Origin of the sequence: Myxococcus sp. CA033 (genome assembly GCF_013336625.1) — a bacterium.
GTDB classification, from domain to species: Bacteria; Myxococcota; Myxococcia; order Myxococcales; family Myxococcaceae; genus Myxococcus; species Myxococcus llanfairpwllgwyngyllgogerychwyrndrobwllllantysiliogogogochensis.
On sequence record NZ_JABUMU010000028.1, the window covers coordinates 70189 to 85227 of the forward strand.

Annotated in this window: 9 protein-coding genes; 4 read left to right on the top strand and 5 right to left on the bottom strand. The window is 68.6% G+C overall.

From position 1 onward, the window contains the following. Nucleotides 1-42: 42 nt before the first annotated feature. Complete coding sequence (locus tag HUA78_RS39390) at nucleotides 43-510, bottom strand: hypothetical protein (RefSeq protein WP_174455715.1); 468 nt, start codon at nucleotides 508-510, stop codon at nucleotides 43-45. Between the two features lie 266 nt (nucleotides 511-776). Here HUA78_RS39390 and HUA78_RS39395 point away from each other — a divergent pair, with 266 nt between their 5' ends. Next, a complete protein-coding gene (locus HUA78_RS39395; RefSeq protein WP_174478559.1) occupies nucleotides 777-3128 on the top strand; it encodes a glycosyltransferase family 39 protein in 2352 nt (783 codons plus the stop codon). Between the two features lie 178 nt (nucleotides 3129-3306). Continuing rightward, nucleotides 3307-3801, top strand: a complete 495-nt coding sequence (locus HUA78_RS39400) for a hypothetical protein (RefSeq protein ID WP_174478560.1) — start codon at nucleotides 3307-3309, stop codon at nucleotides 3799-3801. Nucleotides 3802-3804: 3 nt separating this feature from the next. Here the strand turns inward: HUA78_RS39400 and HUA78_RS39405 are convergent, their stop codons facing one another. After that, nucleotides 3805-6351 (bottom strand): RNA helicase, encoded by a 2547-nt coding sequence (locus tag HUA78_RS39405; protein ID WP_174455718.1) that lies wholly within the window; start codon nucleotides 6349-6351, stop codon nucleotides 3805-3807. A gap of 276 nt (nucleotides 6352-6627) precedes the next feature. Here HUA78_RS39405 and HUA78_RS39410 point away from each other — a divergent pair, with 276 nt between their 5' ends. Further along, complete coding sequence (locus tag HUA78_RS39410; protein WP_371745770.1) at nucleotides 6628-9255, top strand: galactose oxidase-like domain-containing protein; 2628 nt, start codon at nucleotides 6628-6630, stop codon at nucleotides 9253-9255. Nucleotides 9256-9279: 24 nt separating this feature from the next. Here the strand turns inward: HUA78_RS39410 and HUA78_RS39415 are convergent, their stop codons facing one another. The 3 genes from HUA78_RS39415 to HUA78_RS39425 form a co-directional block, all read right to left on the bottom strand. Then, entirely contained in the window at nucleotides 9280-12018 is a 2739-nt protein-coding gene (locus HUA78_RS39415) for a bifunctional acetate--CoA ligase family protein/GNAT family N-acetyltransferase (RefSeq protein ID WP_174465944.1), read from the bottom strand. A gap of 90 nt (nucleotides 12019-12108) precedes the next feature. Next, a complete protein-coding gene (locus HUA78_RS39420; protein ID WP_174455720.1) occupies nucleotides 12109-12831 on the bottom strand; it encodes a siderophore-interacting protein in 723 nt (240 codons plus the stop codon). Between the two features lie 141 nt (nucleotides 12832-12972). Beyond that, nucleotides 12973-13872, bottom strand: coding sequence for an NmrA family NAD(P)-binding protein (locus tag HUA78_RS39425; RefSeq protein ID WP_174478561.1), 900 nt, complete (start codon nucleotides 13870-13872; stop codon nucleotides 12973-12975). Nucleotides 13873-13952: 80 nt separating this feature from the next. Between HUA78_RS39425 and HUA78_RS39430 the strand changes: the two genes are divergently transcribed. Next, on the top strand, nucleotides 13953-14966 hold the full coding sequence (locus tag HUA78_RS39430) for a LysR family transcriptional regulator (protein ID WP_174478562.1): 1014 nt from the start codon (nucleotides 13953-13955) through the stop codon (nucleotides 14964-14966). Nucleotides 14967-15039: the final 73 nt, after the last annotated feature.

Consider the following 15039-nt stretch of genomic DNA (forward strand, 5'->3'; position numbering starts at 1 on the left):
TTCGCGCGGGCAATGTCCGGGGGCCCCCACTTCTCGTCCGACTCAGAACCCGAGGTACTCGAGCTCGTCATCCGTCAGCTGATGCAACGGCTGCCGGCTCTTGACCTCTCCCGTCCTGGGGTCGTTGTACAGCTCCGACTCGGGGAGGTTCCGCAGGACCAGCTCCAGCTTGCGGATTTGACCTCGCTCCGAGTCGATCATCTCCCGCTCACGGATGATGTTGGCGATGACCCCAGCGGGCACGACGGTGTCACGGGGAGAGCCGCCTTGAGCCTGGTAGGAGACGAAATCAGACTCTTTGTTCTGGTACTGGATGACCAGGGTGGCCAGACGCTCGGGGTCGATCTGGTACTCGTCGCGAATTCGCTGCAGCCGGCCTTCGCGCTCTGCGATGCGCTTCTCAAGCTCCTCGACCTTCTTCCGCATTGCCCCGCGAAGGTCGGGGGTCGTCTTGGTGTTGTAGCGAACGGACTCGAACAGCTCCGCAGGACGCTCGATGCGATAGCCCATGGTCCAGCTCCTCGTTTGATTCGTCGTATTGGGATGGCGATGGCCGCGCTGAAGGCAACCTGAACCGACCCGCTGGGGGGGTCGGCCAGCGAGCCACCGCGCCGACGGCTCGGCCAGCAACGAGCTGACCAGGCTCCGTGCCAAAGGGGGGCTCTGATGCGGTCCGGCCATGAGCAGGAGCGGCGCCCCTTCACACCACCTCTCGCCCCCCACCCGACCAGGCGAGCGCCGACGATTCCAGCAGGCACATCCGGTATGGTCCCCCCGTGAGCTTGAGCCGCCCCTTCCCCCGTGGGCTCCTACCCCTCGTCCTGCTGGTGCTGTGCGTCGCGCACGTCGCGCTGGGGCTGGTGCTGCTCCCCGGGAGCATGTTCGCCAAGTACCCCGACAGTGCTCGCCTGCTGATGACGGACCGGATGCTCCCCGAGCAGGGCGCGGACTTCAGCCCGCTCTACCTGCTCCTCAACGTCGCGCTGTCCCCCACTGCGCTGCGGTGGGTCCAGAGCCTCGCGGGCGCCCTCGGACTCATCGCCGTCTATGTGCTCGGCGCCCGACTGCTGTCGCGAGCCGTGGGCCTGCTCGCCGCCGCGCTCGTCGCGGTGACGACGCCGGTGCTGCTTTATGAGGCCACCCTGGAGCCGGACCTCCTGGTGATGGTGCTCAACCTGGGCGCGCTCGCGCTGCTCGCCCACGCGAGGCCTGGCTTCCGGACACGTTGGCTGGTGGGCACGGGCGTCCTGCTCGGACTCTCCGCGGCGACGCGCCCCACGGGGCTCGCCATCCTCGTCCTCGCCACGGGCTGGGTGCTATGGGAGACCCGGCACGCGGCGCGACGCACCGGCCTCAAGGTGGCCGGAGTGCTGCTCGTCACGGGGCTGTTCTCCTCCTGGCTGCCCGCGCAGGTCATCCGCGCGACGGTGGGCTCGCATCTCGGCGCGACCATGAGCGCGGGCGCGGTGCTGCACATGGGCAACCGGCCCGAGGGCACCGGCCTGGGCGCCCAGCCCCCCACGCTCATCAAGCAGTACGAGGCCCAGCTCCGCTCTCCCGAGCGGCCTGACCACGCCCACAGCCTCTACCGCCAGTTCGCTCGCGCGGAGGCAGGTGAAGACCTCTCCCCCACTCGCACCGAGTTGTACTGGATGCGCAAGACGCTGAACTTCGCGCTGGAGGAACCGGGCACCTTCCTGGGCCTCTTCGGTCGCAAGCTGGCGTTCTTCCTCTTCGGCCCGGAGGGACACGACCTGGTCGAAGTGCGCCGGGCCGAGGCGGGACTCGCGGGCCTGCCGCTCCTGAATGCCCAGGTCCTCGGGCTGCTGGGACTCGCGGGGCTGGGCGTGATGTTCGCGCGGCGACGGCCCATCGGTCTCGTCGTGCTGTACCTCGCGGCGAGCACCGCGCTGGCCGTGGGCTTCTACGTGGTGAGTCGTTATCGGGTGGCCGCCCTACCCGCGTGGGCACTGCTCGCGAGCGCCCTCGCCGTCGCGATGTTCGAATCGCGACGTCAGCCTCGCGTGTTGGGCGCCAGCGTGGCGGCCTTGGCGCTGTGCCTGGCGCTGCCGTCATTCTTTCCCTTCGTCCGTGACGTGGACCGGATGTTGGAACGCACCGAGGCGGTCGGCAGCCCGGGCACCGCGCTGAACGAGGCCCTGCGCGCGGGCCACTATGACGAAGCAACGCGGGCCTTCGAACAGCTCCAGGCAGCGCATCCGTTCACCGCGCTCAGCCGAGCCTTACGCGGTGTCCCCTTCGAGTCACCCGCCGTCGCCGAGCGTTCCGGAGCGCTGTCCGTGGAGAAGCTCGGGCTCGATACGCCCATGGACCTCTACTTCGCCTCGGAGCTGGCGCGGCGAGCGGGCCACTGTGAGCAGGCGCTCGACGCGGCGAGGGCGGCACAGGCCGCGGGCTATCGGGGCGCTCTCTATGACACGTCGCTGGATCCGGCCCTCGTCGTGGCGGACTGCCTGCTCACACAGGGCGACCGCGCGGGGGCACTCAAGGCAGCGGCGGCGTCCCTGGAGCAGCGAGGCGGAACGCTGGATGCGCTGGCCTTCGCGGTCGTGGGAGCCGAGGTATTGCCCGAGGCAGCGGGCGAGCAACGCGCGCGCTGGGAGGCAAGGCTCTTCGCGATGCACGACCTGTTGAGCGCACGACATGCGCGAGGACTGGCGCGCGTGCGGTGGGGTTTGTATGCGGGCGCGCTGGAGGATGCGGACGCGGTGCTCGCCGCCGTTCCCGACCTCGCCGTCACCCACCATCTGCGGGCCGTGGCACTCACGGGCCTGGGCCGATACGCCGACGCGCTGCGAGCCTATGCGCGGGCGCTGCAGGCCCTGCCGGGCTTCAACTTCGCGACCGCACCCCTGGAGAACGCCGTGGCGGCGGGACTCGCGGCGGCCCCCAAGGCGCCAGCCATGCTGAACGTGGCCGCCGAGCATCACCTCCGCGCGGGACGCCTGGAGCTGGCACGCGAGCTGGCGACACGCGCGAGTACCCTCGCCCCGAATGACGAGGGCCTCGCGTGGCTCGCCAAGGAGCTGGCCGAGGCGCGCTCCTCCGAAGTCCCCATCCCGCCCCCGCCCGCCCCGCCGCAGCTCCGCTCCACGACGACCCCTTGAATCGGAGCGAAGCGCCCGCAGGTCACCGCGCGGAACCACGGGAGCGGACTGAACGCCCCCCAGACACAGGCTCACCGCTGTGTCTCCGCGCCCGCACGCAGGCCCGGTCCGCGCCTTGCAGAACCCCTGTGCACGAGACGCGGCCAACAGCGCCGCTCAGGAGCACAAGGTCATGTGGATGACACGGTGTTGGAAGGTGGCGGCGATGTGCGGCTTTCTGGCCGCGCCCGGGGCCCTGGCGAAGCCGACGACGCTCGCTCAGCCCCCCGAGCAGACAGACACGACTCCGTCCCTCTTCGACGCGGGGATGCCGGAACGTGAGGACCTCTTCGAGGGCGCGCCGGACGAGATGGCCCCGCCCCGCCTGCGCCACGCGGAGCCCGTGTCCTGCATCGCCGCGCCAGAGGGCCGCCTGTGGGTCGCCTCCACCGAGGAGTGCGGCGACACCGAGTGCATCGACAAGATGACGGTGTGGGTCGGCTCGTGGACCGTCGAGGACGTGGCGGTCGACGTCCAGTGCGACGCCGAGCACGTCATCCTCTCCACCCACGACTGGCGGATGGTCCTCATCTCCGACGGCAAGGGCGACTTCGACGTCGAGGAGTCCACCCTGGGCGAAGAAGAAGCCCCGCTGGCCGGAGGCGAGCTGACGACGCCCGCCTCCGAGAGCTGAACCTCACGGACCGATGCGGCGCAGGATGAGGATGGGGCCTTCGTCCAGCCGCCTGTCCCGCAGGTCAATCTCGCAGTCGATCATCCAGTCGCCATGGCCCTCGGGGTCCATGATGCGCTGCTGGACCTCCCAGAGCCGCTGTCCCGACTCCTTGAGGAACGTGTTGGCCGGCTTGCGAGCCTGGGGCGTGAGCACCACGATTTTGTGCTCCTCGTGGTACGGCACCATGGCCTGCTCCAGCTTCGGCGCGGTCCACTCGCCCAGGGCGTTGTCCAGGAGCGACAGCGCATCCGAGTAGCGCTTCTGCCCCAGCGCGCGCAGCAGCCGGTGCAGCTCCTCGCGCACGCGGGCCGCGAAGGCGCGAGGGTCCTCGGTGAGCTCCTTCGGCTTGAGCTCCACGGCCGGCTTCGCCTCGACGACGGCGCCCGGGTTCTTCATCCGCTCCCACTCGTCCACGAGGCTGGAGTCCACCTGACGAATGGTGGCCCGCAGGTGGTCGATGATGTCCTCCACCTCCTCCGTGCGGAAGCGCTCCGGCACCGTCTGCGACAGCGTCTTGTACACGTCGCTGACATAGCGCAGCAGCACGCCTTCGCTGCGCTGCAGCCCGTACTCCCGCACGTAGTCGTGGAAGGACATGAAGCGCTCGAACATGTCGCGCACCACGGCCTTGGGCCGGATGTTCTCCTCGCCCACCCACGGATGCTTGCGCGCGAAGGCGTTGAAGGTGCCGTAGATGAACTCGCGGTTCGGCTTCGGCCACTCCAGCTTCTCCAGCTCCTCCATGCGGTCGTCGTATTCGACGCCGCGCGCCTTCATCTCTTGAATCTTCTCGCCCTTGAGCTGGTGCAGCTGCGCGTAGAGCACCACCTCCGGGTTCTCCAGGATGGACTCCACCAGCGTCACCACGTCCAGCGCGTACGTCTCCGTGGTGGGGTCCAACAGCTCCAGCGTCTCCAGCAGGTACAGCGACAGCGTGTGGTTGAGACTGAAGTCGTACTGGAGCTCCTGCGCCACCTTCACCGTGGCCCCCGAGCCGCCCTCGCCGCGCGTCACCTCCACGATTCCCGCGCCGCGCAGTGTGCGGAAGTCCCGCGCCGCCTCCTTCAAGTGTCGCCGCTTCAGGAAGTCCGAGTCATGGCAGCGCTGGATGAGCTGCACCAACCGGTGATAGCCCCCGGTGCCCCGGATGTGGTCGCTCTGGAGCAGGTTGAGAATCATGCCGTGGGACACGGCGAAGCGGGACTCCAGCGGCTCGGGCATGCCCGTCTGGAGCCGCTCGAAGGTGCTCTTGTCGTACTGGACGAAGTTCTTCTGCGGCGGCTTCGCCTTGGGCGTCTTCTTCTTGCCCGCGGCTTCCTTGGCGGCCTGCTTGACGTTCTCGACGACATACTCGGGCGCCTGGGCGACGACGCTGCCCTCGTTGTCGAACCCCTTGCGACCCGCGCGACCTGAAATCTGCAGGAAGTCGCGCACGCTCAGCGTGGTGAGCTTCTCGCCGTTGAACTTGAAGAGCTGCGTGAAGAGCACCGTGCGGATGGGGATGTTCACGCCCACGCCCAGGGTATCCGTGCCGCTGATGACCTTGAGGTGGCCGCCCTGGGCCAGCTTCTCCACCAGCAGGCGGTACTTGGGCAACAGGCCCGCGTGGTGCATGCCGATGCCGTGGCGCAGATAGCGCTGGAAGTCCTTGCCGTACGGCGTGTCGAAGGGCGCGTCCATCAGCGCGAGGCGGATGGCCTCCTTCTCCTCCTTGGTGGAGAAGTCCACGCTCATGAGGTTCTGCGCCTGCTCGGCGGCGGCGCGCTGCGTGAAGTTCACCAGGTAGATGGGGTACTTCTTGCGCGCGATGAGGTCCTCAATCGTCTCGTGCAGCGCGGACTCGCGGTAGTCGAAGTCCAGCGGCACCGGGCGCTGGGTGCTGCGCACGGTGGCGACCTCCCGGCCGGTGAGCTTCTGGAGGCTCTCTTCGATGATGTGCGTGGGCCCCAGCGTGGCCGACATCAGGAGGAACGTCGCCTGGGGCAGCGCGATGAGCGGAATCTGCCACGCCACGCCACGGTCCCTGTCCGAGTAGTAGTGGAACTCGTCCATCACCACGTAGTCCACCCGGGCGCCCGCGTCGCGCAGCGCCAGGTTGGAGAGGATTTCGGCGGTGCAGCAGATGATGGGCGCGTCGCGGTTGATGCTCGCGTCGCCGGTGAGCATGCCCACGTTCTCCGCGCCGAAGGCATCACAGAGCGCGAAGAACTTCTCGTTCACCAGCGCCTTGATGGGGCAGGTGTAGAAGGAGACCTTGCCCTCGGCCATGGCCTTGAAGTGGAGGGCGGTGGCCACCAGGGACTTGCCGGAGCCGGTGGGTGTCTTGAGGAACAGGTGCTTGCCCGCCAGCAGCTCCAGGATGGCTTCCTCCTGGGCCGGGTAGAGGCTGAGGCCGTTCGTGGAGACGTAGCCGACGAAGCGGTCCAGGATGCTGTCAGCGTCGAGCGGGGGCTCGCCCTTCTTGGGAAGCAGGGCAGCGAGCGGCGCTTGGGACTCAGGGGTGTCCATCACCCGGCGGACTCTAGAGCAGCCACCGTTTCGAGTCCGCTGGGAAATCAGACACCCGTGTCCCACGAACGGTCCTGACCCGGACGCGGGCGCCGGGATTCGGTCCACCCCGCGTCATTGTCCACGCACGCCGGAACGATGTGGCTCGCAGGGCCCGTGCCTACCGTTGCGCGACCTTTCGACCAACAAAGGGGCAGCCTGATGTTCCATCCGTGGCGTCTTGCCTTTCTCGCTGCCTGGGCCTCGTTATCGGTCGCCCAGGCACAACCCGCCTCCGTGGGACAATGGACCGCCGTCCAGAAATGGCCGTACTCGGCGGTCCACACCCACCTGCTGCCCACGGGCAAGGTGATGTTCTTCTCCGAATTCGGAGACGGCGACACCCCCACGCTCTGGGACCCGCAGACCAACGTCCTCACCACGCTGCCCAAGGCGGGCTTCAACATCTTCTGCGCGGGCCACGCCTTCATGCCGGACGGTCGGCTGTTCGTGGCGGGTGGCCACATCGACAATGACTCCGGCCTGCCCTACGCCGCCACCTTCGACCCCTTCAAGCTCACCTGGACGCGGTTGCCGAACATGAACGCCGGCCGCTGGTACCCCACCGTCACCACGCTCGCCAACGGGGACATGCTGGTGATTGGCGGCGCGAAGGAGGACAGGACCAAGAACCTGATTCCTCAAGTCTGGCAGACGTCGAAGAACTCCTGGCGCAACCTGACGGGCGCGAGCCTGGACCTCATGTACTACCCGTGGATGTTCGTGACGAACACGGGAAAGACGCTCATGGCGGGGTACTGGAAGCCCGCGCGGTACCTCGACACGGATGGCACCGGCTCCTGGACCTCCGGGCCTCGCACCAGCTACGCCCACAGCCGCAACGCGGGCAGCGCGGTGATGTATGACGACGGCAAGGTGCTGGTCACCGGTGGCGACAATCCCCCCACCAACAACGTCGAGATTCTGGACCTCAACGCCACGAAGCCCGCCTGGCGCACGGTGCCGCCCATGCGCTACGTGCGCCGCCAGCACAACAGCACCATGCTCCCGGACGGCACGGTGCTCATCACCGGCGGCCACAGTGGCCCCGGCACCGACAACCCCAAGTACCCCCGCCTGGAGACGGAGCTGTGGAACCCCGTCACCGAGCAGTGGTCGGTGCTCGCGCCCGCGTCGGCCTATCGCGGCTACCACTCCACCACCCTGCTGTTGCCGGACGGGCGCGTGCTGTCCGCGGGCAGCCGCAACGTCAAGACGATGCAGGTCTTCTCCCCGCCATACCTCTTCAATGGCCCGCGCCCCACCATCGCCTCCGCGCCCGCGTCCATCGCCTACGGAGAGACCTTCCGCGTCAACACCCCCGAGGCGGCCAGCATCACCATGGCGTCGTGGGTTCGCCTGGGCTCCGTCACCCACGCCTTCGACGAAAACCAGCGCTTCATGAAGCTGCGCTTCACCGCCAGCGGAGGGGGGCTCAACGTCGTCGCGCCGCCCAATCCGAACGTGGCGCCGCCCGGGCACTACATGCTGTTCCTGCTCAACTCGAAGAAGGTGCCGTCGGTCGCGAAGATCATCCGCATCGGCGGAGGAGGCACGACGCCGCCCCCCACCGACCCTCCTCCCAACACCGGCTACACCGCGGTGGCCTTCGGCTCCGAGTGGAAGTACGACGACCGCAACGTCGACCCGGGCTCCGCGTGGACGTCTTCTGGCTTCAGCGACGCGACCTGGAAGAAGGGACCGGCCCAGCTCGGCTATGGCGAGACGGACGAGGAGACGGCGCTGACGAAGACGACGCCGGCGCAGCCCACCGTCTACTTCCGCCGCAAGTTCACCGTCCACGGCATGGTGGAGCAGGCCACGCTCCAGGTGATTCACGACGACGGCGTGGCGGTGTTCCTCAATGGCACCCAGGTGTTCTCCAAGTACGTCGGCTCCACCGCGCACTCGGCCTATGCCTCCGGCACCGCCTCCGACAACAGCCTGAGCGAGACGACCATCCCCGGCTCTCGCTTCTTGATGGGAGAGAACACGCTGGCCGTCATGGTGAAGCAGGCGAACGCCACCTCCAGTGATTTGTCCTTCGACCTGGAGCTGAAGGTGGCCACCGACGGCATGCAGCACGATGCCCTCATCATGGAGAGCCCCAACGGCGGCGAGACGCTGCGCCCGGGCAACGTCCAGATGCTCCAGTGGATGACCCACGGCGCGGGTGTCGACAACGTGAGGGTGCAGTTCTCGCCCGACGACGGGGCCAACTGGACCACGGTCGACCAGGGTATCCCGAACATCGGTTTCTATGAGTGGGCGGTGCCGGGCACCGAGACGGCCAAGGGCGTGCTGCGAATCTCGGACGCCTCGCGGCCGGACATCGATGATCGCACGGACCTGCCCTTCACCATCTCCCGGACGCCCCAGTTCCAGGCCATCGCCTTCGGCGAGTACTGGAATTTCGATGACCGCAACGTGAACCCGGGCACGCAGTGGACGTCGCTCAACTTCGACGACGGCGCGTGGCGCTCGGGCCCCGCGAAGCTCGGCTACGGCGACGGGGACGAGCACACCGTGATCACCAAGACGACGCCCCTCCAACCGAGCGTCTACTTCCGCAAGAAGCTCACGCTCGGCGAGGCCATCCGCACCGCCAACCTCCGCGTCCTGCATGACGACGGCGTGGCCATCTGGGTGAACGGGAAGCTCGTCTACTCGCGGTACGCCGACAACGGCCTCGGCCATGGCACCTTCGCCAGCGGCGTGTTGAAGGACGCCGTCATCAGCACGGCCAGCTTCGACGGTTCGGCCTTCGTCGTGGGGGAGAACATCATCGCGGTGATGGTGAAGCAGGCCAACGCGGAGTCGAGCGACGTGGCGTTCGACCTCGAGCTGAACCTCGAAGCGAAGTAGCCACCTGGCGGCCCCGGATGTGACTCAGAGCACCTTCACCGCTTTGACCATGTCCGGGGCCAGCTCCTCGTGGGGGAGGATGGAGAACCCCAGTCGCTTGCTGACGTTCTGCATGGCGCGGTTGCCCGCGAGGATGTCCGCGACGATGCGCTGCATGCCCCACGCGCGGCCCACCTCCACCAGTCGCCGCAGCATCTCCGAGCCCAGGCCCTGGTGCTGCACCTCATCGCTGATGAGGATGGCGAACTCCGCGTCCCGAGTCCCCCGCAGCCGCGTCAGCCGCCCCACCCCCAGAATCTCTCCGCTGCGCCGCTCGGCCACCAGCGCCATCTCCCGCGCGTAGTCGTTGAAGCAGATGCGCGCCAGCCGCTCGTGCGCCACGCGCGTGCTCAACTGCATCAGCCCCGCGTAGCGCAGGAACACCGTCTGCTCGGAGAGCGTCCGGTGGAAGCGCTCCATCTTCGGCTCGTCCTCCGGACGGATGGGCCGCAGCAGCAGCTCCTCGCCGCTCTTCATCTTGAACGGAGACACGTACTGCTGCGGATAGGGCTCGATGGCGAGCCTGGGCAGCTCCGCCTCCGTCACGTCGGGCGGGTGCAGCACCACGCGCGCGTCCAGCGCGAGCAGTCGCTCCGGTGAGGCCAGCAGGGGGTTGATGTCCACCTCCTTCACCAGGCGCTGCTCGACGACGAGCTGACCGAAGCGCACGAGCAGCCGCTCCAGCGCCGGCAGGTCCACCGGCTTCGCCCCGCGCACCCCGCGCAGCGCCTGGAGGATGCGCGTCTGCTCCATCATCCGCCGCGCGAGCGTCGTGTTCAGCGGAGGCAGCCCCAGCGCCCGGTCCTTGAACACCTCCACCAGCGTCCCGCCCGCGCCGAAGAGCAACACCGGACCGAACTGCGGGTCCAGGCTGCTGCCCACGATGAGCTCGTAGCCACCCAGCTTCACCATGGGCTGGACGGTGACGCCGTCGAAGGCCTCCCCCTTCCCCAGTTCCACCAGTCGCTCGCGGATGCCTCGGAACGCGGCGCGCACCGCCTCCGCGTCCGGAAGGTCGAGCCGCACGCCGCCCACGTCCGTCTTGTGCGTCACCGTGAAGGAGTGGAGCTTGAGGACCACGGGATATCCGAGCGCCTGCGCCTGGGCCACCGCGCCCTCCTCCGTGGTGGCGAGCCGCGTCTCCACGGTGGGGATGCCATAGGCGGCCAACAACTGCTTGGACTCGTGCTCCGTCAGGAGCGTGCGTCCTTGCGCTCGCGCGGCATCCACCAGTCGCCGCGCCGCGTCCCTCCCGCCCGTGGGCTCCTCGGCCAGCGTCGGCGTCTCGTACAGGCCCGCGAGGTTGTACGAGTAGCGCCACATGTAATTGAAGATGCGCGCGGCCGTGTCGGGATAGCCGAAGGTCGGAATGCCCGCGTCGTTGAGGATGCGTTCGCCCGCGACGACCTCCGAGCCGCCCATCCAGCTCGCCAGCACCGGCTTGCCGGAGAGCTTCGCGTAGGGCTTGAGCCGGTCCGCCGTCTGCGTGGGCTCCGTCATGTCCTGCGGCGTGAGGATGACCAACAGCCCGTCACTGTTCGGGTCCTTCCCCGCGACCTCCAGGGCCTTCGCGTAACGCTCCGGGTCCGCGTCGCCGAGCACGTCCACCGGATTGCCATGGCTCCACTGGGGCGGCAGAAAGCCGTCCAGCGCCTTCCGCGTCTCGTCGCCGAGCACCGCCAGCTCGCCGCCCCCCGACACCAGCGCGTCCGTGGCGAGCACGCCAGGCCCGCCCGCGTTGGTGAGGACGGTGAGGCGACGACCCGCCGGGCGCGGCTGCTTCGCCAGCGTCTCCGCCATGTAGAAGAGGTCGGAGATGGACTCCACGCGCAGCACACCGGTGCGACGGAACGCGGCGGTGAGCACCTCGTCGCTGCCCGTCAGAGTCCCCGTGTGGGACGCGGCGGCCTGTGCGGCCTGCGCGGTGCGCCCCGCCTTGATGACGATGATGGGCTTGGTGAGCGCCACCTCGCGCGCGGCGGAGAGGAAGGCTCGCGCATCCCCGATGGACTCCATGTAGATGAGGATGGAGCGCGTCATCGGGTCATCGGCCAGGTAGTCGATGAGGTCGCCCCAGCCGACGTCCAGCATGGATCCCACGGAGACGAAGGCGCTGAAACCCACCGACTCGCGCAGGCTCCAGTCGAGGATGGCGGTGAGAAGCGCGCCACTCTGGCTGATGAAGGCCACGTTGCCCGGGCGCGCCATCGACCCGGCGAATGTCGCGTTGAAGCCCGTGGGCGGACGCATCACGCCCAGACAGTTGGGGCCGATGATGCGCATCCGCGCCGCCTGGGCAATCTGGAGGATTTCCCGCTCCAGCCGCGCGCCCGCCTCGCCCGTCTCCTTGAAGCCGGCGGAGATGATGATGGCGCCCTGGACGCCCAGCTCCGCGCACTCGCGGATGACATCGGGCACGGCGGGCGCGGGCGTGACGACGACGGCCAGGTCCACCGGCTCCGGCAACGCGCGCAGCGACGGCCACGCGCGAATGCCCAGCACGTTGGGGCGCTTCGGATTGATGGGATAGACGGTGCCGCCGAAGGGATTGCTGATGAGATTCCAGAGGACGGTGCGCCCCACGCTGCCCGGACGCTCACTGGCACCCACCACCGCCACGCTGCGCGGCTTGAAGATGACATCCAACGGCTGCCGCGTGCCCTGCTGGTGCAGCACGTTGTAGGAAGGGTCCGACTTCCGGGGGCCAGTCGCGCGCTCGTCCATGAGGGCATCGTGTTTGAAGCGGTGCGGGCGCGCACGCAAGCGCTTCACTCGTCAACCGTGCGGCAGCCGTCATCCGCCCGGCTCTATCGCTCAGTCGAGACCGCTCTTCCCCTCGGCCCAGTACGCCTTCACCTTCTGCCCCGCGTGCGCGACACCGCTCGAACGGAGCCGGGCCCTCACGGCCTGGATGGCGTGCGCCCGCCCCGTCAGGACCAGGTGCGCGCCACGCCGTCGCTCCAGCGCCGCCCGCAGCCGGGCTTCCACGTCCGCGAGATGCGCTTCGTCCGACCGCTTCTCCACCACCGAGGCGCCCGCGAGGCCCAGCTCCCCCAGCACCCCCTCCGACTCTCCTCGCGAGGAGACCTCGAACACGTGCTCGACGTCCGCCGAGCCCGCCTTCAGGTACTTCAGCGTGTGCGCGACGGCGAACGACGTCTCGTCCCCGAAGAGGACCACGGGCCCGGGGAGCGACTTGAGCGCGAGGGAGCCTCTCGGCCCGAAGAACTGGCAGCGGTCTCCCACCTTGAGGTCGCGGCCCCATCGCGCGCCGGGGCTGTCGCCGTGCATGTAGACGAGGAAGCGCGTGGACCCCAGCGTCGAGTCCCAGCCCAGCGGCGTGTACGTCCGCATGCCCACGTCGGGAAGGAAGACCTGCACCTTGTCCCCCGGGCTCCATTCGACGTCACGCAGCCCCTCGCCCACCCACTCCATCCAGCGGAAGTGCGGCGACACGTCCCGCACCTGTCCCACTCGCGCTTCCTTGAACAGGAACCGCCCCAGCAGCCCGCCGATGATTGCCTGCCCCGACGCCATGCTTCTCGCTCCACGTTCGGTGACACCCGTCACGCTTGATTGACGGGCGCCATTCTCGCGCCATCCCAGCCCACCGGGATGAACAGAGATGACGCGCTCATGAAGAAGTGTGAAGCCACACAGGGACAGGCCCACCGCGCGCTACGCCGCGGACGCGCGAGCCTGCGCCACCGCGGGCTTGAGGACCTCTCGTGCCCACTGAGCCAGCGTCGTGGACGTGGTGGTCTCCGCGGACCGGGGCTCGGCCGCGTCCATCCGTCCTTCGGGGATGGCCTCGTACATCTGCACGAAGAGGTCGACCATGAACGCGGGCAGGCCCATGCCCAGCATCGCCTTGCGAGCGTCGTCGAAGGAGACCTGCACGTAGCGCACGGGCTGACCGAGCTCTCGCGAGAGGATGCCCACCACCTCCGTGTACGTGAGGTCCTGGGGCCCGTGAACGCCGATGTACCGGTGCCCCTTCCAGCCCGCGTCGAGCAGCACGTCCGCCGCCTTGTGCGCGATGTCCACCGTCGCGACGAAGGGGGCGCGGCGCTCGGGAGAGGTCGTCAGGAAGAGCGTGCTCGCGTTCACGAGCGACGGCAGGTCGCGCAGCAGGTTCTCCATGAAGTAGCCCGGACGGAGGATGGTGACGTCGGCGACGGCGGCCTTGAAGGCCTCCTCCACCGCGAGGAGCACGCCCACCGGCCCCGTCCCTGGACCCGACTGCGCGCCGACGCTGGACAGCACCACCACGCGCTTCACGCCATGCTGCTTCGCCTTCTGCGCCGCCAGTCGCCCCATGGCCTGGGTCCATTCGACGAAGTCCGGGCGCATGGCGGGCGGCGTCAGCCAGAAGACCGCCGAGGCTCCGGCGAAGGCCTTGTCCAACACGGCCGCGTCGTCCGAGGACCCCTCCACCACCTTCGCGCCACGCTTCACCAGGTCCGCCACCTTCTCCGCGCTCCGGCTGATGAGGGTGAGGGACTGCCCCGCATCCAGCAGCCGCAGGGCGAGGTTCCGGCCAATGTTTCCATTCGGGGTGTTGATGACGACGCTCATGGACGCCTCCGGTGACTTCGAGATGGCTCCAGAGTGTTCCCACCCCCATCATGAGACCATCGCATGTTATTCATTGGCACATGAGCAAGTCGCATGTTGCCCGGGGAAAGAGCCGCGTCCCCACCCGACGCAAACCTCGCGCCGCCCCCGCGCCGAGCCAGCCGTCGAACACGGGACTGGACCTGTCCGGCGTCAACCTCAACCTCGTCGTGGCGCTGGATGCGCTGCTCACGGAAGGCAACGTCACCCGGGCGGCCGCGCGCGTGGGCATCACCCAGTCCGCCATGAGCCACGCCCTGCGGCAGCTCCGGGAGCAGTTCGGAGACGCCCTCCTCATCCGGGGCCGGGGAGGGATGATTCGGACCCCGCGCGCCGAACAGCTCGCCGCCCCACTCCACCGGGGACTGCTGGAGGTCCAACGAGCGCTGCGCAACGAGTCCGTCTTCGAGGCCCGCACCTCGGCGCGGCGCTTCACCATCGCCTCGGGTGACTACTTCGCCGCCGCCCTGCTGCCCCCGCTGCTGGAGATGTTCGACGACGAGGCCCCCCGGGTGGACCTCACCATCCGCCCCCTCGTCGTCTCCCAGGTGGAGGCCCAGTTGGAGAGCGGCGAGGTGGACCTGGTCATCGGCGCCTACCCGGACCCCGCCCCCGCGCTGCGCCAGCAGAAGCTCTTTACCGAGGACTTCGTGTGCGTCGTCCGTCGCGACAACGCCCTGGTGAAGGAGGAGCTGGACCTGGAGACGTACCTGCGCCTGCCCCATGTCCTCGTCAGCCCCCGGGGCGAGGGGGCGGGCGCCGTGGACGTCGCGCTGGAGCGCCTGGGCCGCAGTCGACGCATCGGCCTGCGGATTCCCTACTTCCTCACCGCCGCCATCTCCATGGTCCGCTCCAACCACGTCCTCACCGCCCCCCGCCGACTGGCCGAGCTCTTCCTCGACCTCTGCCCCCTGCGCATCCTTCCTCCGCCCGTCTCCCTGAGACCGTTCGACGTCCTCCAGGTCTGGCATGAGCGTTTCGACGATGAACCGGCCCACCGGTGGCTGCGCGGCATGGTCTCCCGCGCCGCCGCCGCACCGCGTGATGAGCGCTAACCCCATGGGAATCCAGCACTTTTCAGGACGGAGCAGGCCGGCTGTCGCTCGCCGACAGGGACACTGAACGTCA